Source organism: Mesorhizobium sp. M7A.F.Ca.US.006.01.1.1, assembly GCF_003997935.1.
GTDB lineage: Bacteria > Pseudomonadota > Alphaproteobacteria > Rhizobiales > Rhizobiaceae > Mesorhizobium.
Genome location: NZ_RZQL01000089.1, coordinates 1 through 24,943 on the forward strand (window position 1 = coordinate 1; position 24,943 = coordinate 24,943).

The window sequence follows — 24,943 nt, forward strand, 5'->3', positions numbered from 1 at the left end:
ATCTGCAGCAGATCGTTGCGCTCGGCGACATCGAGGCGTTCGCGCAGGAACGGCGCCAGCTTGTCGATGACGACGGTGGTGTCGTCGACTTGCGCCGCCGCCCATTTGGCATAGATCACCGCCTCGTCGGTCTTCTTCTTGTCGGCGATCTCGGAAATCACCGCGCGAATGACAGCCTCGCGCTGCGGCAGGATGGGTCCATTTTCGGAAACGATTGACGTAATCAGCGTAGCCGCCGCTACGACCGGGTCATCGATCGCCGTCAGCGGCGACAGCGCCGCCTGCTTGCGCAGCTTCTTGCGACGGATGTTGCCCTGCACGCGCCCGACAACGTCCGCAACTTCGCGAGCCGCGTCGTTCATCGCCTTCATGCGGTACCACCAGAACGCCGCCGCGCCCATCACGCCAAGGATAGCAATCAGGAAAGGCATGTCGAAATCCCCAAAACCCCGGCGACGATAGGAGAACTCTCGCCTTGCTTCAACACGCAAAAGTTACGCACGAAATGAACCAGGACGATCATTCAGTCGAACGCCTTGGTTTCCGCGTGGCTGTAGCACATGGCGGGGGCTATGACCCCGGCACATTGTAGATCGCCCGCACCTCGATGGTGCCGATTTCGGCCAGCGGGATCTCGCCGGCGATCTCCAGCGCCTGGTCGAGATTGTCGGCCTCGATCATGACGAAGCCGAGCAACTGCTCCTTGGTTTCGGCGAACGGGCCGTCGGTGATCAGCCGCTTGCCCTGGCGTCGCCGCACCGTCTTCGACGTCTTCACCGATTGGAGCGCCTGCGCGACGATCAGCATCCCACGCTGATCCAATGACCGGTCATGAGCCATCGAATCGGCATCGAGCTTGGCCAGACGCGCCGGCGACATGGCATGGAGGTCTTTTTCCTCGCCATAGACCAGACAGACATATTTCATTTCCAGCTCCCTTGCTGTGACGAACCATAGGCGATCATGGTATCGGTTGAGTTCTTGCGGGCAGCAACATGATCGAGAAGGCTGACCGCAATGCCGATGATGGCAATTGCCGCAAGCAGCCGGCCGAAGCCGGAGGGCGGCACATGCAGCGGGTCGCTTTCCCCTGGATCAGCCCTTCGGCCGGTGCTTGTCCAATGAGCAGAAAACAGATTGTTCATCCGAGCCTCCATCCGCCACGAGAATCCGTGGTCACCCGCAGGACGGTCGGGGCCGATGCAAGTCGACATTTTTGCACGCACATTTTTTTAAAAAAAATTCGATGAGGCCCGCCGCCGCCGCATGCGCGCGCAAAACAGCGCGGTAGCCTTCCCTCGCGCCCGCGCTATAGTTGGGAGGAACGCCGCCTGGCCGGCGCCACCGCTGTAACAAGGAGGAATTCATGGACCGCACCGCAAACGCTGTCTGGAAAGGCAATCTGAAAGAGGGCACGGGCACGCTCGACACACAGAGCGGAACCCTGAAGGGCACGCCCTATTCGTTCAAGGCGCGCTTCGAGGATGAGAGCGGCAAATCCGGCACCAACCCGGAAGAGCTGATCGCGGCGGCGCATGCCGGCTGCTTTGCCATGCAGTTTTCGCATTTCCTGGCCGAGAACGGCACGCCTGCCACCGAACTCGACGCCAAGGCCGTGGTGACGCTGGTTCCCGGCACGGGGATCACCGGCAGCGCCCTCACCGTGGTCGGCAAGGTTCCCGGCATCGATGCGGCGAAATTCAAGGAATTGGCCGAAAAGGCCAAGGCAGGATGCCCGGTCTCGAAGGCGCTCGGCGCCATAAACGTATCGCTGGACGCCCGGCTCGGCTGAAGGCCCGAACGGCAAATTCATCTAGAAACCGCCGGCCCTTGGGCCGGCGTTTTCGTTGCGGTCAGCCTCCCAACGCGGCCGCCCGCACATCCGACGGTGTCGCGCCATAGCGCCGCCGGAACGCCCGGTTGAAATAGGACAGATCGTTGAAGCCTGCCTCGAAGGCGATCGCCGTGATGCTGCGTCCGGCATGACGAGGATTGCTGAGCATCCGATGCGCGCGCAACAGGCGCTGGCACAGCATGAAATCCGACAGCGACGTGCCTTCGCTTTCGAACAGCTTCCTGATGTAGCGGGCGGAAAGGCGGTGACGGCGGGCGATGTCTTCGGCCGACAGGTCGCCGCCATGGGCTGTTATTTCGGCCTTGATGGCACGCAGCCGCGCCACGCGCACGCCTCGGCCCCGGGCGATTTCTGCCGCGTCTCGGGTGGCACCCATGGCCAGAGCGACGAGATCGAAAATATGCGTCGTCGCCAGATGCCAGGCCTCCGGGGTCAGCACGTCGCCGGCATCCTGGATCGACCTGACATAGTCGAGCAGCAGCCGCATCGCCCCGCCGGAGGTTGGCAGCGGCTGCATCAGCGCCGGGGCCGGGTCGCCGATCAGCGGTGACAGTGCCTTGAGCGAGAAGCTCATATTGACGAAGCGAAGACCGCCTGGCTGGATGACATTGAGGCCGACCTCCTCGCCGCTCATCATCAGCGCCTGGCCGTTGCCGACCGGCTCCTCGCGGCCGCGATGCTTCATCACGCTGGCGCCATGGAGAGCGACCAGGAGGACGAGATCGTCGCTGTCGATCAGCGACGTCGAATGATGGACGCGGAATTCCGAACACGTGCCCGTGGCGATGCCGAGGCCAGGCAACGCGCGCGCCTGCATATCGACATGCGTCGGGCCGAGCGGATCGAGGTCGACCTTGAGCACCGTGCGGCCATAGACCTCGCGCATGACCTCGACGCGATCCCGCTCCGGAAGCGCGTCCGTCATCAGCCTGAACGAGGCGGTTGGTCCCATCGTCGCCGTCATCGGCATCCCCCATGCCTCAGGTCAATTAGAAGCGGGGTGATATGCGCCGCGCCCTCGAAAACGTCAATACAGGGCCGTTTGGGCCGTTTTTAGGGCCGCTGCGTCCAAGCTGCCCGCTTTTGCCGGACCTAGTTTGCAGCGCGTTTCCGATCAGGAGGCGCATCGCAAACAGCCACAAGGGGGTTCGATGTATCATTTGAAATTGTTCAGGACACTGTCGGGGCTCGCCTCGGCAGGTTTCGATCCACGCGTCTATCTGCTGTCCATCGCTCTCGGCGGAACCGTCGCCGACCGTCGCGATCCGAAGCGGCCGCGTGGCGGAGAGCGTCAGCCATGAGCGTCCGGCATACAGTCATGGCGGCGCCGGTCCTGTGCCTTGGCCTATCGGGCTGCGTCGGCATCAACCCGGTTTCTGCGGTCGTCGGCATGGCCGGCATGGCAGCGGCCAACTCCGCCGGCATGGCGCAATCGAGCGTCATCAGCCCGCAGGAGCAGGCGAAGTATGCCTCGATGTCCTGTGCGGATCTGCGGCAATTGATGGCAGGTTACGAGGAGGCCAGGAACCATGGGGCGTCGGTCAAGAAATACGGCGGCATGGCCCCGGCCGGCAAGACGGCGATCGTCAACAATGTCATCGGCACGCGGCTTGTCTATCTCCGGCAACTTGTCGCGAGCAAAGGATGTTGAGGGCCTCGTCACACCACGCCTGCCGGGCGGCACTTGTCGGGCTTGCCGGCTGGCTGGCCTTCAGCGCCGGCGGCGCTTACGGCCAAGGCAAGGGACCGACGACACGCTCGCGCCTCGGTGCGATGCCGGCAGCGCTTGTCGGCAAATGGGGTTTTGCAGTTGCCAGCGGCAATTATTGCGACACGTTCAGCAACTGCGATCCAGGCAGCGGCGGCAGCATCACCTTTACCTTCGGGGCTGACGGGCGCACCTATTACGCGCTGTTCCAATCGTCTCTGGTCGACGGCTGCGGCCAGGTCCGGTCACTGACCCTGAAGACTGGTAAGGCCTCCGTGCGCGGCTCGACCCTGGTTTTCACGCCGACGGCGGGAACCTACAAATCCGTCAATGGCTGCCGGCCCGACCTCACGGGCCTGTGGAAATTCAAGCCCGGTGACCTGAAGCCGGTCTCCTTGCGCTGGCAGCTGGACGGCAACCAGTTGCGGCTGATCGACCCCGACGGCGAAGTAAGCGGCGTTTACTCGAGGAGATGAGCGGCATAAAGGAGAGTGGAGATCCTTCGAGGGGGTGCTGCCACCTCCGACGAAGGAGTATTAGCGTCCTTCGCCGGTCAGCGCCTCGATGCGGACGTGCAATCTCGCAATCTCCTCCTCGAGGGCGCTGACACGCTCTTCGAGGCCGGAGGCCGATGAAGCGGCCGACGAGGCCTGCATGGCGATGGGCGCAATCTGCGGTGTCCCGCTCAGCAGATGCACGTAGCGGTCCTCGCGCTGGCCCGGTCCGTGCGGGATTTCCTGGATGAGTGGCGGTCGACGCCCGATCAGCATGTCGAGTTCGGCGCGCAGATCTTCGATCGACGAAAACCGTGCCATGCGCTCGGTGCGCGCCGACAATTCATGGGCCGTCTGCGGGCCGCGCAGCAACAGCAAGCCGATCAAAGCGGTCTGCGGCGTGGTCAGCGAGAAGCGCTGCGCCATCTGGTGCTCGTAGCGCTCGACACGCGAACCGAACATCTGCCGCACCAGCCCCTTTTGTTCGAGCAGCTTCAGCCCCCGGTGCACCTCGGTCTGCTCCAGCGCCATCACCGGCTCGCGCGCCGTCTTCTGGTTGGCAGCGGCCAGTGCCGCGTTGAGCGTCAGCGGATAGACATCCGGCGTCAACTCCTTCTTCTCGATCAGGCAGCCGAGAATGCGAGCTTCCACGGGGGAAAGGATGGGAAGGTCATCGCTCATTAGACTAAAATCCTTTCCGAGGCCGGCGGGACAGCGCCCCCCTCTGTCCTGCCGGACATCTCCCCCACGTGGGGGGATATCGCCAGCTTCGCTGAGCGCGCGTCATCCTTCAACCTTTGAGATTGGCTAAAGCCGCGATGACAGCCAATCTCCCCACTGGTGGGGGAGATGTCCGGCAGGACAGAGGGGGGCGCTACGGATCGCTACATCCGAGGTTTGCAGCAAATCCGCTACGCCTAAACCCTTCTCTCCACCATCATCTTCTTGATCTCCGCGATCGCCTTGGCCGGGTTGAGGCCTTTGGGGCAGGTCTGCGCGCAGTTCATGATGGTGTGGCAGCGATAGAGCCGGAACGGGTCTTCGAGATTGTCGAGCCGCTCGCCGGTGGCCTCGTCGCGGCTATCGATCAGCCAGCGATAGGCCTGCAGAAGCGTTGCCGGGCCGAGATAGCGGTCGCCGTTCCACCAATAGCTCGGGCACGAGGTCGAGCAGCAGGCGCACAATATGCACTCGTAGAGCCCGTCGAGCTTCTCGCGATCCTCATGGCTTTGCAGCCACTCCTGGGCCGGCTCCGGCGACACCGTCTTCAGCCAGGGCTGGATCGACGCGTGCTGGGCGTAGAAATTGGTGAGGTCGGGCACTAGGTCCTTGACCACCTGCATATGCGGCAGCGGGTAGACTTTTACCGCGCCCGAAATGTCGTCGCAGCCCTTGGTGCAGGCGAGCGTGTTGGAACCGTCGATGTTCATGGCGCAGGAGCCGCAAATGCCTTCGCGGCAGGAACGCCGCAAGGTCAGCGTCGGGTCGATCTTGTTCTTGATCCACAGCAGCGCGTCGAGCACCATCGGCCCGCAATCGTCCATGTCGACGAAATAGGTGTCGATGCGCGGGTTCTCGTCATCGTCCGGCGACCAGCGATAGATGCGGTACTCCCGCAGATTGGTGGCGCCCTCCGGCTTCGGCCAGGTCTTCCCCGGCTTGATCTGCGAATTCTTGGGGAGCGTGAGTTCAACCATGTTCGATCCTCAATACACTCTTGCCTTGGGCGCGATCTTGGCGAGGCTGATGCCGCCGTCCTTTTCAGCCAGCTGCGGCTCGGTGTGCACCGGGCGGTAGGAGAGTGCCACCTTGCCGTCTTCGCTCAGCCTGGCCAGCGTATGCTTGCGCCAGACCGCGTCGTCGCGGGCGGAAAAATCTTCCCGCGCGTGCGCGCCGCGGCTCTCCTTGCGTGCCTCGGCGCTGTAGACCGTGGTGATGGCGTTGGCCATCAGGTTTTCCAGCTCCAGCGTCTCGACCAGATCGGAGTTCCAGATCATCGAGCGGTCGGACACTTTGATATCCTTCAGCTCGCCCCAAATCTGCGAAATGCGCTTGCAGCCGTTTTCGAGGGACTCCTGCGTGCGGAATACGGCCGCGTCTTCCTGCATCGCCTTCTGCATCTTTTCACGCAAGTTGGCCGTCGGCGTCGAGCCATTGGCGTGGCGCAGCCGGTCGAAGCGGTCCATGATCTTTTCGACCGAGGCTTCGTTGGGCGAAGGGATCGCCGACTTGCGGTCGATAACCTGGCCGGCGCGGATCGCGGCCGCGCGGCCGAACACCACAAGATCGATCAGCGAATTCGAACCGAGCCTGTTGGCGCCATGCACGGAGGCGCAGCCGGCTTCGCCGACAGCCATCAATCCGGGCGACACCTGGTCTGGATTGAGCGCCGTCGGATTGAGCACCTCGCCCCAGTAATTGGTCGGCACGCCGCCCATATTGTAGTGGACCGTGGGCAGCACCGGGATCGGCTCCTTGGTCAGGTCGACACCGGCAAAGATCTTGGCCGATTCCGAAATGCCCGGCAGCCGCTCATGCAGGACGGCGGGATCGAGATGGTCGAGATGCAGGAAGATGTGGTCCTTGTTCTTGCCGACGCCGCGACCCTCGCGGATCTCCAGCGTCATGCAGCGCGAGACGACGTCGCGCGAGGCAAGGTCCTTGGCTGACGGCGCATAACGCTCCATGAAGCGCTCGCCCTCGGAATTGACGAGATAGCCGCCCTCGCCGCGCGCACCCTCGGTGATCAGGCAGCCGGCGCCATAGATGCCGGTCGGGTGGAATTGCACGAACTCCATGTCCTGCAGCGGGAAGCCGGCACGGGCGGCCATGCCGCCGCCGTCGCCGGTGCAGGTGTGCGCCGAGGTGGCCGAGAAATAGGTGCGGCCATAGCCGCCGGTCGCCAGCACCACCATCTTGGCCGAGAAGCGGTGGATGGTGCCGTCATCCAGGTTCCAGGCGACGACACCGGTGCAGGTGCCGTCCGGCTCCATGATCAGGTCGAGCGCGAAATACTCGATGAAGAACTGCGCGTTGTTTTTCAGCGACTGGCCGTAGAGCGTGTGCAGGATGGCGTGGCCGGTGCGGTCGGCGGCGGCGCAGGTGCGCTGCACCGGCGGGCCTTCGCCGTAATTCATCATGTGGCCGCCGAACGGCCGCTGGTAGATCTTGCCCTCTTCGGTGCGCGAAAACGGCACGCCGTAATGTTCGAGCTCGTAGACCGCGGCCGGCGCTTCGCGCACCAGATATTCCATGGCGTCGACATCGCCCAGCCAGTCCGAGCCCTTGACGGTGTCGTACATGTGCCATTGCCAGGAATCGGGACCCATGTTGGACAGCGAGGCGGCAATGCCGCCTTGCGCCGCCACCGTGTGCGAGCGGGTCGGGAACACCTTGCTGATGCAAGCGGTGCGCAGGCCCTGTTCGGCCATGCCGAGCGTGGCGCGCAGGCCGGCGCCGCCGGCGCCAACGACCACCACGTCGAACTTGTGGTCGACAAAGGTATAGCCTGCCGTGTTGGCTTGTTTCGCGTCCTTGGCCAACTCAGCCTCCGAATGCCAGCTTGAGCAGGGCGAAGATCGAGGCGACGCCGACCGCTATGGTGAAAAATGTATTGAGCGCGATCAGCGCCAGCTTCATGCCTTCGCCATGCACGTAATCCTCGATGATCACCTGCATGCCGAGCCGCATATGGACGAGCCCGGAGATGAGTACCAGGGCCATCACCAGCGCCACGAATGGGTTGGCAAGGGCTGCCCGCACATGCTCGTGGTCGGCGCCATTGAGCGCGATCAGGAACCCGACGAAGAACAGGATCAGTGGGATGTTGGCGATCGCGGTCAGGCGCTGGCGCCAGAAATGCTCGGTTCCCTCGCGGGCGGAGCCGAGGCCGCGGACCTTCGCCAGCGGCGTGCGCATGTCGGAGTTGTTGCCGCTCATGATCAGGCTCCCCGCGCTATGGTGCCGGCGATCCAGATCAGCAGCGTCAGCAGGATCGAGCCGGCCAGCGTCGCCCAGGCGATCTTCGAGGCCGTGTGCTTCTCGAGGCCCGCGCCGGTGTCCCAGACCAGATGGCGCACGCCACCCAGCATATGGTGCATCAACGCCCAGGTGTAACCGAACAGGATGAGCCGGCCGAACCAGGTGCCGAAGGCCCAATTGGCCCAATCGAATGTCGCCTGCGAGCTTGCCGCCGCCATCAGCCACAGGGCGACCAGCAGCGTGCCGAAATACAGCGCGCCCCCGGTGATGCGGTGAATGATCGACATCGTCATGGTGATCGGCGGCCGGTACACGGTGAGGTGCGGCGAAATCGGCCGTTCACGTCTGGCAAATTCGCGGGTGGCTGGTGATTTGCTCATGGCTCCCCCAGTTCGGCGTCTCTCTGGAGCCTCAGGTGGAAATGCGGCATTGCCGCTTCCGGTTGCGACTTCGGACAGCCGGTTTCTAATGCTCTTTTTGCACCGCGTCAAAGCCAGAAAACCGTTTCGAAAACGTAATTTAGTCTGACTAAAAGGCAGGCCTGGGCTTCAATCGATTAGGCCGGCGAGGCCCGAAGCCGGCTCGATATCGCTGCAGTGCAACATGTCTGGCCCCGGGCCGAGCGGTGCTGAGATTAGCGCTAGCGTTTGCAGGTCTGCGGCGTCGACCCCTTCTTCATCACCAGCGCCTCGCGTCCGTCGATCACGATTGCGTCATGCGTGACCGCCTGGTAGCGGCTGCTCTGGTTCGCAGGCGACGCCGCAAACTCCTCGGTCGCACCGTCGGACCCGACCACACGCAACGACGTGCCTAGATTTTGGATGGAAATCATACCGTTGTTGCCGCATCTGTAGGTGGCCGTGCCTATGCCGGATCGCGGCGCGGTAAGGTCGGTGATGATCTTGGTTGCAGCTGCCGGAGGCGCCGCGGCTGCGGCGGACTGCTGAGCCGGCGCAGGTGAGACGACGACGGTATTGGCCGCCTTCGGCTCGCTGTCCTGTGGCACACAGGCAGCGACGACACCGAACAACGGGAAAACGGACACCCAAACCGTCCGGCGTAGCGCCATATGCTGTCCTCCCGCGCGGCAAACCTGCCGCGATGCTTTGCCAAGATCAAGGTCATCCCGACGCCGAGACGGACACCGGCGCGATGGTGCGGCCAAGAATGGCCGAATGATGGCCACCGGGTTTTCCATCCAGTCGGATATTAACGGATATTAACCATGTTTGCCGAGACATCGCCGCCAAACGCGCCAGCCTCTTAACAAAGGTTAAGAAAACGTTAATTTCTGATTCGAGGAGGCTTTCCCTCAACACACGGAGGACGCCATGCGTTCGAATTCGGGCAGATCCCGCCTTGCGGCGCTTATCGTAGCGGCTTCGGTCGTCGGCCTTGCAGCGCCAGCGCTTGCCGGCGCGCGGCATCAGGATCGCGTCTACGCCGATTCCTTCGGCAACCTCGTCGTCGACAGCGCCGCCGGTTACAAGCGCATCATCGTCGGCCAAGGCAGGCTGGCCAAGCAGCTTTCCGACTACACCAGCGCCGGCCAGCCCAAGGTGATCTACGAGAACGAAGCCGACGAAATCAGCGGTTATAGCGATTGCTACCGGCCGCCGGTGCTGGTGAAGGGCCGCTCCTATATGTACGGTCTCTCCGACGGCGAGATGCCCGAGCTCAGCCCCTGCCGCTAGCCTCGGTACCGGCTGACGACCAGTTGCCGGCCGGCCCGGCGGAGACGCGCACGCAATCGCGCCCGGCATTCTTCGCCTGATAGAGCGCCTGGTCGGCGCGCCGCATCAGGTCGGCAAAGTCTTCGCTCGGATGAAGTTCGGCGACGCCGAAGCTTGCGGTGCAGCGGTTGTCAGCCGGCAGTCCGTCGATGGGCAGCGCGCCGAAGGCGCTGCGCGTACCCTCGGCGAACAGCCGCGCCGCGGCAAGGTTGGTCCCCGGCAGGATGATGGCGAACTCCTCGCCGCCAATGCGGCCGGCAACGTGATGCGCGGCGGCGGCTTCGCGCAGGAAGCCCGCAAAAGTCTCGATCACCCGATCGCCGGACGCATGGCCGAAACTGTCGTTGACACTCTTGAAATGATCGAGGTCGGCGATGACCAGCGCGACCGGCACGCCTTGCCGCGTCGCGCCAAGCACCGCCAGTTCGGCATGGCGGGTGAAGCCGCCGCGGTTGAGCAAACGCGAAAGCGTGTCCGTCTCCGACTTCGACGTCACTTCGGCAAGCACGTCGCGAACCAGGATGGCCAGCATCAGCAGCGCCAGCGCCAGCGCAAAGACAGTGCCGAGCGATTGCGACACCAGAGCGTAGTTGCTTTGCAGATAGGCTTGGGGATTGGCGCCCCAGCCGCCGAGCGCATGGGCGATGAACGGCTTGGAGGCAAACTGCAGGCCGCTCGCCGCCAGCACGGCCATCAATATGCGATCCAGACGGGCAAGCTTTTGCCTCGATGACCAAACGATGGCCAGCCCGACGAACTGCATGACCGCATAGGGAAGCTGGTAAGCCATGATGCGGAGCAGCGACTGGCGGGGCAGGTACTGTACGAAATACACGGCTATGGTGGTGGTCAACAGGAACAACAGCATCGGCTTCCAGGGCGGCGCCACGCTGTATTTGCGGGCAAGCCCGCCATTGAACGCAATGGTGGCGCCAAGGAAGACAGCGAAGGCGGCAACGACCGGGAGCCGCGCGTCGGCAAAAGCGGGAATGGAGAATTCGATGGCCGAATAGGCCATGCCCAGCAGATAGCCAAATGCCAGCCAGCGCGCCGGCGCCCGGCCGACATCATGGAAGGCGACCGCCATGAAGGACGCCGCCAGCAGGCCGGCAACCGACAAATTGATCAACAGGATGAAGTTGGCGCCGCTCATGTTCTTCCCGCACCCGCGCCGACAGCTAACCATCGACGGGCGAAGAAGACGTTAACGCCATCCCGGCCAGGATTCAGCCGGTCTTGAGCGGCTCCGGCAGGAACGCCGTTTCCGGCCGCTCATAGGACAGGCGTACACTGTCGCGGCCGTTCTTCTTGGCTTTGTAGAGCGCATCGTCGGCACGGCGCATCAGCGGCTCCAGCGCCTCGTCACCGCTGCGGGCCGCCACGCCGAAGCTGGCTGTCACCTTCGTTCCCTGGGGAAGCCCGTCGACATGGCCGGCCGAATAGACGGTGCGCACGGCCTCGGCGAACAGCCGCGCCGCGGCAAGATCGCTGAGTGGCAGCAGCACCGCGAATTCCTCGCCGCCGATACGCCCGGCAACACCGCGCGCGCCGGCCGCCGACCGAAGCTTGGCGGCGAAGTCGGCGATCACGCGATCGCCCGCCCCATGCCCATGCACATCGTTGAGCGCCTTGAAATGATCGAGGTCGGCCAACACCAGCGCGACCGGGAACCGCGCCGAGGCGCAGTGCCGCAAGAGCAGCATGCCGCGTTCCTCGAAGCCACGCCGGTTGAGCAGGCCCGACAGGGGGTCGGTATAGGTCTCGGTCTTCAGCGCTTTCAACACGTCGAGTGCCGCGGCGGAAAACACGCACAGCGCGATAAGCAGCGAGAGCAGCGCGTGCGACAGCAGCGCCGTCGTCCAGTAGGACGAACCGTAGAACCCGTCATAGCTGGCGAAAGGCCCATGCGCGATGACGACGGCAAGGGTGCGCACGAAGAAATTGGCGCCCGACAGCAGCGACAGCACGAACAGGATTTTTTCGGTCGGGCCGTTGTTGCGCACCGGGCGCAGTTCGGCGGCAACCACAAGGCTGATACCGCCGAAAGCGAAATTCATCGCCAGGATGCGCCAGGTGAGATCCGGCGCGACGAACAGGAACCAGCAAAACGACGCCAGCCCCCCGCCGGCCAGCACGCCGATCCCCACATAGGGCACCTTGCGGCCATAGCGGTGGACGATGGCTCCGGCCAGGCAGCAGCCGGCGACGCTGAAGCAGATGTTCGACACCAGCTTGGTCAGCGGCATGCCGATGGGCAAGGTGAAGTACTGGAGCAGGAAGCCGACCGCAGAGAGACTGTAACTGACCGCCAGCACGGCCAGATAGGGACGGTGGCGCTGATAGAACCACAGCACGAGGAATGCCGCGCCGAGCGCCAGCGCGATCGTCGGGTTGAGCAGCGCTATGAGCAGACCCGTGTCCAAACGACTGGTATTTCCCCGCTTACGTTAGGGAAGACCTTAGAGCGCAAGCGCAAACAAGCGGTTAAGCGAAAGCGGCAAGCAGGATCGCCGTCTCAAAATAATATCCGGGAACCGCAGTCTCCGGTCAGCGTTCCTCCGTTCACAATCTGGAGCGACCCATGGCCGACACGACCACACTGACCGACCACGATGCGATCCGCTCATGGGCCGCCGGGCGCGCCGGCTTTCCCGCAATCGTCGACATATCACCCGAAGCGGGGACGCAGCCCATGTTGAGGCTGGTCTTCGGCCAGCACGCCTATCAGGATCAGGACCAGCCTGAACGGCCGCTCAATGCGGGAGGCTATGAACTCGTCGAATGGGACGAATGGTTCAAGCTCTTCGAGGAACAACAGCTTGCGCTTGTGGTCGCGGCCGAACAGCCGGGACGCCGCGAGGAGTTCCACGAACTCGTCCGCCGTGACGGGAAGCTTTGAACCCGAGCCCACGCGGCTCGGGTTCTGTTCAAATCCGGGTTACTTCCACTCGCGGATGTCGACGAAGTGGCCGGCGATCGCCGCCGCCGCCGCCATCGCCGGCGACACCAGATGGGTGCGGCCCTTGAAACCCTGCCGGCCCTCGAAATTGCGGTTCGAGGTCGAGGCGCAGCGTTCATGCGGCTTCAGCCGGTCGTCGTTCATGGCCAGGCACATCGAACAGCCCGGCTCGCGCCAGTCGAAACCGGCGGCGAGGAAGATCTTGTCGAGACCTTCGGCTTCCGCCTGTTCCTTGACCAGGCCGGAGCCGGGCACGATCATCGCATCGACATGCGGGCTGACCGTCTTGCCTTCGACCACCTTGGCGACGGCGCGCAGATCCTCGATGCGGCCGTTGGTGCACGAACCGATGAAGACGCGGTCGAGCGTGATGTCGGTGATTTTGGTGCCCGGTGTCAGACCCATATAGTCGAGCGCGCGCTGCTTGGAGGTGCGCTTGTTTTCATCGGCGATGTCGTCCGGGTTCGGCACGATACCCTGCACCGACACGACATCCTCGGGCGAGGAGCCCCAGGAGACGATCGGCGGCAGCTTGGCCGCATCGAGCACGATCACCTTGTCGAAATGCGCGCCTTCGTCGGACTGCAGCGTCTTCCAGTATTCGAGCGCCGCATCCCAGGACGCGCCCTTCGGCGCGCGCGGCTTGTCCTTGACATAGGCGAAGGTCGTCTCGTCGGCGGCGATCAGGCCGGCGCGCGCGCCGCCCTCGATCGACATGTTGCAGATCGTCATGCGGCCTTCCATCGACAGCGCACGGATCGCTTCGCCGGCATATTCGATGACATAGCCGGTGCCGCCGGCAGTGCCGATCTCGCCGATGATGGCCAGGATGATGTCCTTGGCGGTGACGCCTTCCGGCAACTGGCCGTCGACACGCACCAGCATGTTCTTGGCCTTGCGCTGGATCAGCGTCTGTGTCGCCAGAACATGCTCGACCTCGGATGTGCCGATGCCATGCGCCAGTGCGCCGAAAGCGCCGTGCGTCGAGGTGTGGCTGTCGCCGCAGACGATGGTCATGCCGGGCAGTGTAAAGCCCTGCTCGGGTCCGATGATGTGGACGATGCCTTGGCGGATATCGTTCTCGGAATAATATTCGACGCCGAAATCTCTGGCGTTCTTGGCCAGCGCCTCGACCTGGATACGGCTTTCCTCGTTCTTGATGCCGAACTTGCGCTCGGGCGAGGTCGAGACATTGTGATCGACCACGGCCAGCGTCTTTTCCGGATGCCGGACCTTGCGGCCGGTCATGCGCAGGCCTTCGAAGGCCTGCGGGCTGGTCACCTCATGGACGAGGTGGCGGTCGATGTAGAGCAGGCAGGTGCCGTCGTCCTGGCGGTCGACGACATGGTCGTCGAAAATCTTGTCGTAGAGGGTGCGCGGTGCGCTCATGTGCGTAAATCCGTCGATATGAGAATGGGAAAGAGCAGACGCCTGACTTTCGGCCCGGCGAAAACGACCTGAAGGTCGGCCTAGGGTAGTCGGCTGGTCAGCGCCCCGGACACGCGCGCGGAGAAGCGCGACGGCAGGCGTTTCCTGTCCTGCAGCACGAACCCCTTGTAGGCCGGATCGCCAAAAAGCTCTTCCATGGCGTGGCTCATATCAATGTTTTGGGTTTTCGGCAATTGCGGCGTGTCTTCGCAGAACCCAAGCCTCTCCGTTCAGATCACTTCAAACACAAAGGTCTTCACCAGCGCGTCCGGCTCGGCGATAGCATAACAGCGGAACCACGGGCTCTCCTCGACCGGCCGCCATTTCCCAGCTTGCTCCAGCTCGTCGAACACGGCCTGGAAGCCGCCGCTTTCGAACACCTGGTCGCGCACGGTGAAGATGGCATGGCCACCCTTGGCGGTGATGCGCACCAGTTCGTGCAGGCCCGACGCCGGCGCATGGCTGATGGTGAACACGCCGGTCGAGAAGAAGGCGCGGAAGTGGCCGTCAGGCCACGGCAGCGTTTCGCCCAGCATTGCCTGCTTCAGTTCGCTGTAGGCATTGCGGTGGCTGGCGATCTTCAGCATATCATGCGAGAGGTCGAGCCCGGCAATGTCGCGGTAGCCGAGCGCCTTCAGCGACGGCCCCGACAGGCCGGTGCCGCAGCCGGCATCGAGCAAGGGGCCATCGCCCGCCGGCACATGGCGCGCCACCCAGGCGGTGATCAGGAAAGGCAGGAGGTAGCCGAGCGAGGCGGTCTCGCTGTCATAGGTCGCGGCCCATGCGGCATAGGCCTCTTCAAGCGCTTCCGGCGTGTCGGCTGTATAGACGGAATCCAACGCCGCATTGGCTTTGTCGACGATCATGGGACCTCCTCAACGGGAATGCTCGGGGATCGTAGCGCTGCCTTGGCCGAAAGACTATTCCTCGTGCTGGCGGCGCAGCCGCCGCTCCAGCGCCCTGAGCGCCAGCGACAGGCCGACGGTTAGGATGAGATAGATGTAGGCCGTTATCGAATAGGTCTCGAAGAAGCGAAAGGACCCGGCGGCGTAGACCTTGCCCATCTGCGTGATATCGGCAACGCCGAGCACCGAGACCAGCGAGGAATCCTTGACCAGAGCGACGAAATCATTGCCGAGCGGCGGCAGGATGGTGCGGATTGCCTGTGGGAACACGATCAGCCGGAAACGCTGCGCGCGGGTCAGCCCGAGTGCCTTCGCCGCTTCGATCTGGCCCTTCTCCACGGCCTGGATGCCGGCCCGGAAAACCTCCGAGATAAAGGCCGAATAGCCGATGGTCAGCGCCATGATGGCGCGCCAGAGCAGCGACACGTCGCGAACCAAAAGTTCGCCGAACAGGCCGGCGCTTTGCAGCGGCGCGGTCAGCGCGTTCCAGGCCGCGACGAAGGCTGGTGCACCGGCAAAGGCGATCCAGAACAACAGCACCAGGATCGGCACGCCACGGATGATCTCGACATAGAAGCGCGCGATCTGGCGTAGCCAGCGCGAACCGGACATTCCCATCAGCGCGATGCCGAGACCCATGGCCGACGCCAGCACGAAGGCGATCACGGTGACGAAGATGGTGACGCCGATGCCCTTGGCGACCGTGGCGAACACCTGGGCATAGAGGTTGCTGGTGGCGACGAAGACGGCCACCGCGATCGCGATGGTTACGGCCACGACAAGCCACCAGGGAAAGTCGGCCTTGGAGGTGGAAGCGGGGGGCATCAAAAGGATTGCGCCAAGGCACCCCCCTCTGGCCTGCCGGCCATCTCCCCCTCAAGGGGGGAGATCGGATGTCGCATTGGCTTTCGCCACTCTCCAGCGTTGCAGAATGAGCGATGGAGTTGGAGCTGCCAATCTCCCCCCTTGAGGGGCTGGAGGAAGTGGTCCGCGCAGCGGACGGAAAGCCAATTGCTTGGCTTTCCGTCCGACGAAGGCCCGGCAGGGCAGAGGGGGGCGTTCAAGCGCGAAGTCGGCGCGAAATCACTGCCCCATCTTGTAGTCAAGAAACCACTTCTTGTTCAGCGCATCGAACGTCCCGTCGGCCTTGAGCGCCGCGATCGCCGCGTTGACCGGCTTCACAAGATCCGAACCCTTGGGGAAAATGAAACCGAAATCCTCGGTGCCGAGCGGGCCGCCGATCAGTTTCAGTTTGCCCTCGGAGGCGTCGACATAGCCTTTGCCGGCGGTGCCATCGGTCAAAACGACATCGACGTCGCCGGATTTCAGCGCCTGCACCGTCGCGCCGAACGTCTCGAAGAGCTTGATGCGCGGGTTCTGCTCATTGCCGTCGAGCACGCTGTAGACGGCGGTGTAGAAGGGCGTGGTGCCGGCCTGCGCGCCGATCAGCCCGTCCTTGAAGGCGCCGAAGGTCTTGGCGTCGGTGAAGCGGCTCTCATCGCCGCGCACCAGCATGAACTGCTCCGAGCGCATATAGGGGTCGGAGAAATCCACCTTCTCCTTGCGGTCGTCCTTGATGGTGATGCCGGTCATGCCGATGTTGTACTGGTTGTCGGAAACCGCCTGGATCATCGCGTCCCAGGATGTGTTCTGGTACTCGACGGCGAAATTCAGCCGCTTGGCGATCTCGTTCATCGCGTCATATTCCCAGCCGATCTGCTTGCCGGTCTTGGCATCGATGAACTGCAGCGGCGGATAGGCGTTTTCGGTCACAACCACCACTTTCTTGCCGCCGAGGTCGGGCAGCGCCTGCGCAAAGGCGGCAACGGGCACCAGGACGAGGGCAAGCAGGCCTGCCAGCAGCAGTTTCGATTTGGTCATGACACACTCCCCGGAAATTGACGGACCCGGGCATGGCCGGGTTTGCAGGAAAATCCGGCCGACTTTAGCTTTCCGCAAGCGTCATGCAAGACAGTCCGCTGCGTCAGCGCGCGCGAAAAGGGATTCCGATGCCTTCATTTCCGGGATTCAGGAAACGAACGGTGTCGCGGCAGCGATCAGCTCCGCTTCGCGGTGCCGGCATCCGCCTTGCGCAAGCCGGAGACGAACCGTGTCAGGGTGCGGTGCAGGGATTGTAACTCGTCGGAATCCAGCGGCAGGTTGCAAAGCATCGCCGCCGGCACACTTTTGGCCTGCTCACGCAACGCTTGGCCCTTCGCTGTCGGCTCGACCAGAACCCGGCGCTCGTCGGCCGGGTCGCGCCGGCGTGTGACCAGGCCACCCGCCTCCAGCCGCTTGAGCAGCGGCGTCAGCGTCGCCGAATCCAGCCCCAGCGCTTCGCCAAGCTCGCCAACCGTGCTTGGAGCCCGTTCCCAAAGCGCCAACATGGCCAGATATTGCGGATAGGTCAGACCAAGCGGATCGAGCAGCGGCCGATACAGCCGCGTCATCAGCCCGCTTGCCGAATAGAGCGCGAAGCAGAGCTGCTGGTCGAGCCGCGGAACGTGAAACGTCCCGGCGGCCTCCGCCGGGACGTCGCTGGTGCTCTTTGTCGTCTTTTCCGTCATGCCGCCTTTACCGAAAGCACTACGTCGACATTGCCGCTGATGGCGTTGGAATAGGGGCAGATCTTGTGCGCCTCCGATACAAGCGCTTCCGCCGCCGCCTGATCAAGGCCTTTCGTTTCCGCCGCGAGCGCGACGCCGAGCTTGAAGCCTTCGCCATTGGGAAGCAGGCTGACGGTGGAGGTTACCCCGGCATCCGTCAGCGACAGCTTCTGTTTGCGTGCGACGAAGCGGATGGCGCTTTCGAAGCAGGCGGCATAGCCGATTGCGAACAGTTGCTCGGGATTGGTGGCGCCCCCCGGGCCGCCGAGCTCCTTGGGCATTGCCAGATCGACCTTGAGCAGACCGTCGCTGGTCTCGCCATGGCCGGCGCGGCCGCCGGTGACGTGAGCCTGTGTGGTGTAGAGTGCCATATCAAATCTCCAATTATCTTGTGCACGATTATTTAGTACACAAGATAATATGCCGTCAACAGCCGGATCCTGTTTCTGGCGCCGAAAACGTTCACAGTCTGGTGAAACGAAAAAGGCGGCCGAAGCCGCCTTTTTGAATGGGATTTCCGAAAGCCTTATTCGGCGGGGGTCGCTTCCGCGGCGGCCTTGGCTGCTGCTTCGGCTTCGGCGGCGGCCTTCTTCTCGGCGGCGTCCTGGGCTGCCTTCTCGACGGCCAGGGCCTCGGCTGCTGCCACCTTCTCGGCCTCGATGCGGGCCTTTTCGGCGTTCAGCGCATCGCGCTCCTCATCGTTCAGCTTGCGGGCGCGCACGCCGGTGTTTTCCGAAATACGGGCCGATTTGCCGCGACGATCGCGCAGGTAGTAGAGCTTGGCGCGACGCACCTTGCCGCGGCGAACGATTTCGACGCCTTCAACCATCGGCGAGTAGACCGGGAACACGCGCTCGACGCCTTCGCCGTAGGAAATCTTGCGAACCGTGAAGTTCTCCTGGAAGCCGGCGCCGGCGCGGGCGATGACGACGCCCTCATAGGCCTGGACGCGGGTGCGGGTGCCTTCGGTCACGCGGACCTGGACGCGCACGGTGTCGCCGGGCTGGAATTCGGGAAGCTTGCGCTTGGCTTCGATCTTGGCGGCCTGTTCGGCCTCGAGCTGACGGAGAATATCCATCTCAAAAGTCCACTTCTTGTTCTTCCGACAGTCAGAGCGTCCGACACTCGCCTTGCAGTTCCATTGACCGCTTGGCTATGCCTTTTGTCTCCAAGACATTTGTCTTTGAAACATCCGGCAGGGGCGACTACACCGTCATTGTTGACGGGTCCGGCAGATTCTTTCTGGCCGGTACGGGCGGGCCATACAGCTATTTCGCCGCTTTGTCACGCCTTGGGCGCGCATTTTCTGCTCGCATGGCACCATCGTAATCCTGCCGTGCCGGGTTGCGCCGGTCGTTCAGGCTTTCTAAGCCTGAAATAACACAGTTTTGAGCGGCCGCAATTCATGTCTGTCTTCGATGCCATCCTGCTCTTTCTGGCGGGCTTTCTGTCAGGCGCCGCCAATGCGGTCGCCGGTGGCGGCACCTTCATCACCTTCGGCGCCATGACGTTGGTCGGCCTGCCACCGATCGTCGCCAACGCCACTTCCTCGGTGACGCAATTTCCAGGCTACATCACTTCGACCCTCGCCTACTCGGCCGACATCAGGCATTTCTGGCGCGGCGCGCTGCTGCTGTGCCTGATATCGGCCGTGGGCGCACTGGCCGGCGCGCTGATCCTTTTGGCGCTCGACAATCCGTCGTTTCGCGCTCTGGTGCCATGGCTGCTCTTGGCCGCGACAGCCCTGTTCGCCGCCGGCCCCTGGCTGAAACCAGCGCCGAAGCCCGGCCATGAAGCGGCGGTGGGCTCGCTCGCCGGCTCCCTGGCGCAGTTTCTCACCGCCATCTATGGCGGCTTCTTCGGCGCCGGCATGGGCGTGATGATGCTGGCGACGCTCGGCCTGACGCAAGCCGGCGACTATCACCGGCTCAACGCGCTGAAGAACATGCTGGCCATGGTCATCGCCGCTGTCGCGATCGTCGTCTTCGTCTCGGGCGGCGTCGTCGCCTGGCCGCAGGCGATCATCATGATCCCGGGCGGAGCACTCGGCGGCTATGCCGGCGTCTGGATCGCCAAGCGCGTGCCGCAAAACGCGGTGCGCGGCTTCGTCGTCGCCGTCGGTCTGTTTTTGGCCTTCTATTACTTCACCAAGGGCTGAGCCAGGTCAGTCTGCTTCGGGCAGATCATGGTGAATATCGAGGCCAAGCTTAATGCCGCGCTCGCCCAACTTCTGGAGCGTTTGCGGGGTCAAATCCAAACCTCGACTTTCTTCACCAAGCCAGACCCCACAGAACATATCAACCTTTAACCGCAGCACGAGAGCGGCCCAGACAGAAAGGTCCGATGTAAGTGTCGCTAAGATATCTGCGATCTGCCGATCAAGTTGATCGCCTGCCTCGTATCCGGACGAGAGCCGCCAAAATCCGGTCAGCGCTATCCGCGGTGGGCGATTTGGGGGATAGGTATGAAAATCCCCTTTCTTGATTGCATAGGTTGGTTTCCCACCCAGCAATCTGGTCAGCTCCACGGGATCCAGATCATCGCCAAAGAATCTGAGGCTTGCCGAGCTTTGGGCAATCTCAGGCATTGTTGGCTTTTCCGATTTCCAGCAAATCCGGCCGCCGCTCCTTAGTCAGCTTCTCGGACTCCGCTCGCCGCCATGCGGCGATCTTCTTGTGATTGCCCGAGATCAGCACCTCGGGAATCACACGGCCTTCGAACTCCTGCGGCCTTGTATAGTGCGGATGTTCGAGCAGGCCGTTTTCGAAACTCTCCTCCTCGCCCGACACAGCGTTGCCCATAACGCCGGGCAACAGCCGCACCACCGCATCGAGCAGCACAAGGGCGGCTGGCTCGCCACCGGAGAGAATGAAGTCGCCGATCGAGACTTCCTCCAATCCCCGCGCGTCGATCACCCGCTGGTCGACGCCCTCGAAACGGCCGCACAAGATGACGGCGCCCGGCCCTGCGGCCAGTTCGCGCACGCGCGCCTGGGTCAGCGGCTTGCCGCGCGGGCTCATCAGCAGCCGGGGCCGCGCGTCGCCTTCCGGCGAAGCATGGTCGATGGCTTTCGCCAGCACGTCGGCGCGCATCACCATGCCGGCGCCGCCGCCGGCGGGCGTGTCGTCGACGGTGCGATGGCGGTCGGTGGCGAAGTCACGGATCTGGATCGCCTCCAGCGACCACGTGCCGGCCTCGAGCGCCCGGCCGGCCAACGACAGGCCGAGCGCGCCGGGAAACATTTCGGGGTAAAGCGTCAGCACGCAAGCCGAAAAACTCACCGGTTGCCCCCGGCATCGCTCGGTCCGCGCGGCCTGCCCTTCGGATCGAAGTCTTCCTCTCGTGGTGCATCGCCATCCTCGTCGTCGACCAGCCCGGCTGCCGCCGGATCGACACGGACAAAACCCTCGGCGATCGACACATCAGGCACGGCAGCCTGTGTGAACGGGATCAGCACGCCCTTGCGTCCGCCCAGCGTCACATCGAGAATGTCGCCGCCGCCGAAATTGTGCACCGCGACCACCTTGCCGAGCGCAGCACCCGTGTCGTCCCGGACTTCGAGGCCGACAAGGTCGGCATGATAGAATTCGTCTTCCTCGCCGTCGTCCGGCAGCATCGAACGGTCGACGAACAGCTCCGTGCCTGCCAGCGCCTCCGCGGCGTTGCGGTCGGCAATGCCCTTGAAGCGGACCACGACGACGGTGTTGGCGGGCCTGATGTCGATGATCTGGAAGGCGCGTCCGTCCCTGGCGTAGAGCGGCCCGTAATCGGCCAGCGCCAGCGGCTCACCGGTGAAGGTCTTCACCCGCAATTCGCCCTTGATGCCATGGGCGGCGCCGATCACGGCCATCTGGACAGGGTTCTGGGGCTTGCTCATGGCGCTTTTACCTTCGTCATCCACGGGCGGAGCAGGCGCGAAGCGACTGCGCAGACCCGAGGATCCATTCCGTTACGGTGACTAAGAGACGACAGTTCAGAAGGCGCACGGGTCTTGTTCCTGCCAAATCTCTATCTGCGGACACGTCGCATTGTCCGCCGCGAATATTTGTAACCTCTGTACCGCAGCAACGCTCGCAGGTCACGGCATGGATCCTGGGGTCTCCGCGACGTCGCTTCGCTCCTGCTCCGCCCCAGGATGACGAAGGGGGCGGGCATTTCAGCCAATCACCAAGGTGGTGGCCTGCCACCAATCCGATGGTCTCCTAACCTCAGCCGACTGTCATTTCAATGACGGGTCTTCACCGCTTCCTAACCCGAGTACCCGAAAATGCCGCCATGCAGGAATTCCTCATCCCGGCCAAACCCGATCTCCAGGCGGCGCGCGAAAGCTGGCTGAAGATGCTCGCGCGAGAACGTCGGCTGTCGCCCGCCACGGTGGAAGCCTATGAGCGCGACACGCGCCAGTTCCTGCATTTCCTCACCGGCCATTGCGGCGGCTCGCCCGGCATTTCGGATATCGCCGATCTGCGCCCCGCCGACCTGCGCGGTTTCCTCGCAGCGCGGCGCAATGCCGGTGCCGGTGCCCGCACGCTGGGCCGGGGTCTCGCCGGCATCCGCTCGCTGCTGCGTTTCCTCGAGCGGCGCGGCCTCGCCAATGCGGCCGGTGCGGCAGCACTGCGCGCGCCGCGCCAGCCCAAATCGCTGCCCAAGCCGCTGACGGCGAGCGATGCCAAGCATATCGTTTCGATCGAAGGCCAACTGGCGGAAGAACCCTGGATCGCTGCCCGCAACGCCGCCGTGCTGACACTGCTCTACGGCTCTGGCCTGCGCATTTCCGAGGCGCTCGGCCTGGCCGGCGCCGATCTGGCGTCGGCGGCCGACACGGTGCTGCGCGTTACCGGCAAGGGCGGCAAGACGCGTCTGGTGCCGGTGCTGCCGGTGGCGCTCAGGGCGATCGCCGAATATCGCCGGCTCTGCCCCTACTATCTCGACCCCAAGGGCCTGTTGTTTCGCGGCGCCCGCGGCGGCCCGCTCAACCCGGCCATCGTCCAGCGCGACATGGCCAAGCTGCGCTCGGCGCTCAACCTGCCCGATACCGCGACGCCGCATGCGCTGCGCCATTCCTTCGCCACGCATCTGCTCGGCCGCGGCGGCGATTTGCGCACCATCCAGGAACTGCTCGGCCACGCCAGCCTGTCGACGACGCAAATCTACACCGGCGTCGACACCGCGAGGCTGCTCGAGATTTACGAATCAGCCCATCCACGGGCATGAACCCTTCAATTTCGCAGTACCAATTAACCGTTTTGCCGCTTTTCGGTCCTAAAACTGACCATGATCCCGAAAAGTGGCACCCGGTTTTCGGAAAAGATCATGGTCAAACATGAAGACAGAACCATGAAACGCGTCATCGCCATCGCCGACCGTGCAGCTCACATCTCGCTGAAGGTGGTCGTCGCGCTCAACGTTCTGTTCTTCCTGGCCTTCCTCGCCGCGCTGCTGTTCGCGGCCGGCAAGGCGCATGCCGAAATCCCGACCTGCACCGGCGCCGACATGCTGTCGGCCTTGCAGAAGAACGATCCGGCGACCTACCGCAAGATCGAAGCGGAAGCCGCCGCGACGCCGAACGGCAAGGGCCTGTTGTGGAAGCTGGAAAAGCCCGGCGAGAAGCCGTCCTTCCTGTTCGGCACCATGCATATGACCGACCCGCGCGTCACCACGCTGCCTCCCGACGCGCAGAAAGCCTATGACGCCGCCGGCACCATCGTCATCGAAACCACCGACGTGCTCGACAAGCAGAAGATGATGGTCGCGATGCTCAAGGAGCCGGACCTGATGATGTTCACCGATTCGACGACGCTGGCGTCACTGCTGTCGCCCGATGATGCGGCGGCCATGAACACCGCGCTCGACGCACGCGGCATTCCGCCGGCAACGGTTGCCAAGATGAAGCCGTGGATGCTCTCGGCCATGATGGCACTGCCGGCCTGTGAGCTGGCCCGCCAATCAGGCGGCGCCCCGGTGCTCGATGTCAGGCTGGCGGAAGGTGCGAAGGCTTCCGGCAAGCCGGTGGAAGGATTGGAGACGGCTGAAAGCCAGCTGCGCGCCATGGCCTCGCTGCCGCTGGCGTTTCACATGAAGGGCCTCGTCGACACGCTGAAGCTCGGCGACAAGGTCAACGACATCAACGAAACCATGATCGTGCTCTACCAGCGCGGTGACACCGGCATGTTCTGGCCGCTGTTTCGTGCCGCCATGCCAGACCAACAGGACGACCCCGCGGGCTATGCGGCGTTCGAGGAAACCATGATCACCAGCCGCAACAAGGTGATGGTCGAGCATGCCGAACCGATCCTTGCCAGAGGCAACGTCTTCATGGCGGTCGGCGCCCTCCACCTCCCCGGCCCCGAAGGCCTCGTCGAGGATTTCCGCAAGGCCGGTTACACCGTCACGCCTGTTGGACTTTAGCGACTTCAGTTTACTTCGCCAGGATCTGGGCCAGCATCGCCGGAACGACGATCCGGTGAAACGGCATGATGATCGCGAGATAGGCGCGCCCGAGCAGATTGTGCGTCTTGACGATCGTAGATGCGGCCACTTCCTGTCGGCCCATGCCAAGATCCCTGACCTCGACCAGGAGACGAAAATCGAGATGCCGGTCGTCGAGGCCAAGCACGACCTTGCCGGGAGATTGGCTGATAAGCGGAAAGATCCCGATCTGGCCGCCCGGCAACACGGCAGGTTCCAGGCCCGTCTTCAGCCGGAACGGCCTGACGGCAAGATTGCGCAGCGCTATGAGCCTTCCAACCCAGCGCGGCGTTTGCCCCAAAGCCCGTTCGGCGGCGCCGAGAGCGGTCAATGAAAGACCTTCTGTGACCAGCACATAGCGGTCGGCGAACTGGGCGCCGGCAAGAGCGTCGTGGGGGTTCGGGACAATCAGCGCTGTGGAATTCATCGCGGCAAAATCCTCTGAATCCACCATAGCAGGCACGGACTTGGCGCGCTGCGTGGCGAAACGACGCCATTCCGGCTGCGGAAAGGCAGGATTGTCCTTGTTTTTGGCGTTTTCCAACCCTAGCGTGAAACCAGTTCAATGATTGCGCGTTATATGGTGTTGATTGATATTTTTAATCCACGGAGGACACTTTTATGGCGAACGCACCGAATCCAAACGACCCGTTCAATTCGTCCACCAACGCTCCAAGGCCAAGTGGCGGCGGCGGTAGTGGTTGGCTGATTGCGCTGGTCGTCGTTATTCTGGCGGTTGTCGCGTATTATGTTTTTGGAAGAAGCGGTGAGCACCCGGCACCCGCAGAGCCACCGGCGGCCAGCAC

General features: G+C 63.4%; 33 protein-coding genes. 10 read left to right on the top strand and 23 right to left on the bottom strand.

The window, feature by feature from the left end:
• The 3 genes from EN943_RS17050 to EN943_RS17060 all read right to left on the bottom strand — a co-directional run.
• A partial coding sequence (locus EN943_RS17050; protein ID WP_127413713.1) for a hypothetical protein occupies positions 1-431 on the bottom strand: 431 nt, incomplete at its 3' end.
• A 139-nt stretch (positions 432-570) separates the two neighbouring features.
• Positions 571-927 carry a YciI family protein gene (locus EN943_RS17055; protein ID WP_127413715.1) on the bottom strand — a complete coding sequence of 119 codons (357 nt, stop codon included), beginning with the start codon at positions 925-927 and terminating at the stop codon, positions 571-573.
• Entirely contained in the window at positions 924-1,145 is a 222-nt protein-coding gene (locus EN943_RS17060; RefSeq protein WP_127413716.1) for a hypothetical protein, read from the bottom strand. The genes EN943_RS17055 and EN943_RS17060 overlap by 4 nt, the downstream gene beginning before the upstream one ends.
• Before the next feature lie 221 nt (positions 1,146-1,366).
• Here EN943_RS17060 and EN943_RS17065 point away from each other — a divergent pair, with 221 nt between their 5' ends.
• Positions 1,367-1,792, top strand: coding sequence for an OsmC family protein (locus EN943_RS17065; RefSeq protein ID WP_127413718.1), 426 nt, complete (start codon positions 1,367-1,369; stop codon positions 1,790-1,792).
• A 61-nt stretch (positions 1,793-1,853) separates the two neighbouring features.
• Here EN943_RS17065 and EN943_RS17070 read toward each other — a convergent pair whose 3' ends face one another.
• Positions 1,854-2,819 (bottom strand): AraC family transcriptional regulator, encoded by a 966-nt coding sequence (locus EN943_RS17070; RefSeq protein WP_245475877.1) that lies wholly within the window; start codon positions 2,817-2,819, stop codon positions 1,854-1,856.
• 187 nt (positions 2,820-3,006) lie between these two features.
• Between EN943_RS17070 and EN943_RS17075 the strand changes: the two genes are divergently transcribed.
• The 3 genes from EN943_RS17075 to EN943_RS17085 are packed head-to-tail and all read left to right on the top strand — an operon-like array spanning position 3,007 to position 4,039.
• The gene (locus tag EN943_RS17075) at positions 3,007-3,156 is read left to right on the top strand and encodes a hypothetical protein (protein WP_127413721.1); all 150 of its coding nucleotides are present in this window, start codon (positions 3,007-3,009) and stop codon (positions 3,154-3,156) included.
• Positions 3,153-3,506, top strand: coding sequence for a hypothetical protein (locus EN943_RS17080; RefSeq protein ID WP_127413722.1), 354 nt, complete (start codon positions 3,153-3,155; stop codon positions 3,504-3,506). The genes EN943_RS17075 and EN943_RS17080 overlap by 4 nt, the downstream gene beginning before the upstream one ends.
• Positions 3,500-4,039 carry a hypothetical protein gene (locus EN943_RS17085; protein WP_127413724.1) on the top strand — a complete coding sequence of 180 codons (540 nt, stop codon included), beginning with the start codon at positions 3,500-3,502 and terminating at the stop codon, positions 4,037-4,039. Before EN943_RS17080 ends, EN943_RS17085 begins: the two co-directional genes overlap by 7 nt.
• A 60-nt stretch (positions 4,040-4,099) precedes the next feature.
• On the opposite strand, the gene EN943_RS17090 is transcribed toward EN943_RS17085, so the two are convergent.
• The 6 genes from EN943_RS17090 to EN943_RS17120 all read right to left on the bottom strand — a co-directional run bounded on the left by EN943_RS17090 (position 4,100) and on the right by EN943_RS17120 (position 9,107).
• A complete protein-coding gene (locus EN943_RS17090) occupies positions 4,100-4,738 on the bottom strand; it encodes a DUF480 domain-containing protein (RefSeq protein WP_127413725.1) in 639 nt (212 codons plus the stop codon).
• A gap of 236 nt (positions 4,739-4,974) precedes the next feature.
• Positions 4,975-5,754: a succinate dehydrogenase iron-sulfur subunit gene (locus EN943_RS17100; RefSeq protein WP_127413727.1), complete on the bottom strand. Its 780-nt coding sequence runs from the start codon at positions 5,752-5,754 to the stop codon at positions 4,975-4,977.
• A gap of 9 nt (positions 5,755-5,763) precedes the next feature.
• Entirely contained in the window at positions 5,764-7,599 is a 1,836-nt protein-coding gene (gene sdhA / locus EN943_RS17105; RefSeq protein ID WP_127413729.1) for a succinate dehydrogenase flavoprotein subunit, read from the bottom strand.
• A 1-nt stretch (position 7,600) separates the two neighbouring features.
• Positions 7,601-7,996 carry a succinate dehydrogenase, hydrophobic membrane anchor protein gene (gene sdhD / locus EN943_RS17110; protein ID WP_127413730.1) on the bottom strand — a complete coding sequence of 132 codons (396 nt, stop codon included), beginning with the start codon at positions 7,994-7,996 and terminating at the stop codon, positions 7,601-7,603.
• 2 nt (positions 7,997-7,998) lie between these two features.
• Complete coding sequence (sdhC, locus tag EN943_RS17115; protein WP_127413732.1) at positions 7,999-8,418, bottom strand: succinate dehydrogenase, cytochrome b556 subunit; 420 nt, start codon at positions 8,416-8,418, stop codon at positions 7,999-8,001.
• A 260-nt stretch (positions 8,419-8,678) separates the two neighbouring features.
• Positions 8,679-9,107, bottom strand: coding sequence for a hypothetical protein (locus EN943_RS17120; RefSeq protein ID WP_127413733.1), 429 nt, complete (start codon positions 9,105-9,107; stop codon positions 8,679-8,681).
• 262 nt (positions 9,108-9,369) lie between these two features.
• Between EN943_RS17120 and EN943_RS17125 the strand changes: the two genes are divergently transcribed.
• Positions 9,370-9,732 carry a hypothetical protein gene (locus EN943_RS17125; protein WP_127413735.1) on the top strand — a complete coding sequence of 121 codons (363 nt, stop codon included), beginning with the start codon at positions 9,370-9,372 and terminating at the stop codon, positions 9,730-9,732.
• Here EN943_RS17125 and EN943_RS17130 read toward each other — a convergent pair.
• Together EN943_RS17130 and EN943_RS17135 are read right to left on the bottom strand one after the other, a co-directional pair.
• On the bottom strand, positions 9,716-10,924 hold the full coding sequence (locus tag EN943_RS17130; RefSeq protein WP_127413736.1) for a GGDEF domain-containing protein: 1,209 nt from the start codon (positions 10,922-10,924) through the stop codon (positions 9,716-9,718). The two genes, EN943_RS17125 and EN943_RS17130, sit on opposite strands and share 17 nt — an antisense overlap.
• A gap of 73 nt (positions 10,925-10,997) precedes the next feature.
• Positions 10,998-12,194 carry a GGDEF domain-containing protein gene (locus tag EN943_RS17135; protein WP_127413738.1) on the bottom strand — a complete coding sequence of 399 codons (1,197 nt, stop codon included), beginning with the start codon at positions 12,192-12,194 and terminating at the stop codon, positions 10,998-11,000.
• A 158-nt stretch (positions 12,195-12,352) separates the two neighbouring features.
• On the opposite strand from EN943_RS17135, the gene EN943_RS17140 reads away from it, so the two are divergent.
• Entirely contained in the window at positions 12,353-12,670 is a 318-nt protein-coding gene (locus EN943_RS17140; RefSeq protein ID WP_127413739.1) for a hypothetical protein, read from the top strand.
• A 39-nt stretch (positions 12,671-12,709) separates the two neighbouring features.
• On the opposite strand, the gene leuC is transcribed toward EN943_RS17140, so the two are convergent.
• From leuC to rplS, 7 genes are all read right to left on the bottom strand, one after another.
• Entirely contained in the window at positions 12,710-14,119 is a 1,410-nt protein-coding gene (leuC, locus tag EN943_RS17145) for a 3-isopropylmalate dehydratase large subunit (protein ID WP_127413741.1), read from the bottom strand.
• Positions 14,120-14,388: 269 nt separating this feature from the next.
• Positions 14,389-15,024, bottom strand: a complete 636-nt coding sequence (locus EN943_RS17155; RefSeq protein ID WP_127413742.1) for a class I SAM-dependent methyltransferase — start codon at positions 15,022-15,024, stop codon at positions 14,389-14,391.
• A gap of 54 nt (positions 15,025-15,078) precedes the next feature.
• Complete coding sequence (locus EN943_RS17160) at positions 15,079-15,888, bottom strand: amino acid ABC transporter permease (protein WP_127413744.1); 810 nt, start codon at positions 15,886-15,888, stop codon at positions 15,079-15,081.
• A gap of 258 nt (positions 15,889-16,146) precedes the next feature.
• Positions 16,147-16,944 carry a transporter substrate-binding domain-containing protein gene (locus tag EN943_RS17165; protein ID WP_013528864.1) on the bottom strand — a complete coding sequence of 266 codons (798 nt, stop codon included), beginning with the start codon at positions 16,942-16,944 and terminating at the stop codon, positions 16,147-16,149.
• Positions 16,945-17,120: 176 nt separating this feature from the next.
• Positions 17,121-17,630, bottom strand: coding sequence for a MarR family transcriptional regulator (locus tag EN943_RS17170; protein ID WP_127413745.1), 510 nt, complete (start codon positions 17,628-17,630; stop codon positions 17,121-17,123).
• Positions 17,627-18,040: an organic hydroperoxide resistance protein gene (locus tag EN943_RS17175; RefSeq protein WP_127413747.1), complete on the bottom strand. Its 414-nt coding sequence runs from the start codon at positions 18,038-18,040 to the stop codon at positions 17,627-17,629. The genes EN943_RS17170 and EN943_RS17175 overlap by 4 nt, the downstream gene beginning before the upstream one ends.
• A 155-nt stretch (positions 18,041-18,195) precedes the next feature.
• Positions 18,196-18,747: a 50S ribosomal protein L19 gene (gene rplS, locus EN943_RS17180; RefSeq protein ID WP_013528861.1), complete on the bottom strand. Its 552-nt coding sequence runs from the start codon at positions 18,745-18,747 to the stop codon at positions 18,196-18,198.
• A 327-nt stretch (positions 18,748-19,074) separates the two neighbouring features.
• Here rplS and EN943_RS17190 point away from each other — a divergent pair, with 327 nt between their 5' ends.
• The gene (locus EN943_RS17190) at positions 19,075-19,827 is read left to right on the top strand and encodes a sulfite exporter TauE/SafE family protein (protein ID WP_127413748.1); all 753 of its coding nucleotides are present in this window, start codon (positions 19,075-19,077) and stop codon (positions 19,825-19,827) included.
• Between the two features lie 6 nt (positions 19,828-19,833).
• On the opposite strand, the gene EN943_RS17195 is transcribed toward EN943_RS17190, so the two are convergent.
• The 3 genes from EN943_RS17195 to rimM are packed head-to-tail and all read right to left on the bottom strand — an operon-like array spanning position 19,834 to position 21,546.
• Positions 19,834-20,256, bottom strand: coding sequence for a DUF4279 domain-containing protein (locus EN943_RS17195; RefSeq protein ID WP_127413750.1), 423 nt, complete (start codon positions 20,254-20,256; stop codon positions 19,834-19,836).
• The gene (gene trmD, locus EN943_RS17200; protein WP_127413751.1) at positions 20,249-20,950 is read right to left on the bottom strand and encodes a tRNA (guanosine(37)-N1)-methyltransferase TrmD; all 702 of its coding nucleotides are present in this window, start codon (positions 20,948-20,950) and stop codon (positions 20,249-20,251) included. The genes EN943_RS17195 and trmD overlap by 8 nt, the downstream gene beginning before the upstream one ends.
• Positions 20,947-21,546, bottom strand: a complete 600-nt coding sequence (rimM, locus tag EN943_RS17205; protein ID WP_127413753.1) for a ribosome maturation factor RimM — start codon at positions 21,544-21,546, stop codon at positions 20,947-20,949. Before rimM ends, trmD begins: the two co-directional genes overlap by 4 nt.
• 398 nt (positions 21,547-21,944) lie before the next feature.
• On the opposite strand from rimM, the gene EN943_RS17210 reads away from it, so the two are divergent.
• Both EN943_RS17210 and EN943_RS17215 read left to right on the top strand, forming a co-directional pair.
• On the top strand, positions 21,945-22,883 hold the full coding sequence (locus tag EN943_RS17210; RefSeq protein WP_127413754.1) for a tyrosine recombinase XerC: 939 nt from the start codon (positions 21,945-21,947) through the stop codon (positions 22,881-22,883).
• 123 nt (positions 22,884-23,006) lie between these two features.
• Positions 23,007-24,077 carry a TraB/GumN family protein gene (locus EN943_RS17215; protein WP_127413758.1) on the top strand — a complete coding sequence of 357 codons (1,071 nt, stop codon included), beginning with the start codon at positions 23,007-23,009 and terminating at the stop codon, positions 24,075-24,077.
• Positions 24,078-24,087: 10 nt separating this feature from the next.
• On the opposite strand, the gene EN943_RS17220 is transcribed toward EN943_RS17215, so the two are convergent.
• The gene (locus tag EN943_RS17220; RefSeq protein WP_164778228.1) at positions 24,088-24,564 is read right to left on the bottom strand and encodes a DUF2867 domain-containing protein; all 477 of its coding nucleotides are present in this window, start codon (positions 24,562-24,564) and stop codon (positions 24,088-24,090) included.
• Positions 24,565-24,758: 194 nt separating this feature from the next.
• Between EN943_RS17220 and EN943_RS37965 the strand changes: the two genes are divergently transcribed.
• Positions 24,759-24,943: hypothetical protein (locus EN943_RS37965; protein WP_206522776.1), on the top strand; the 185-nt coding region annotated here is incomplete at its 3' end.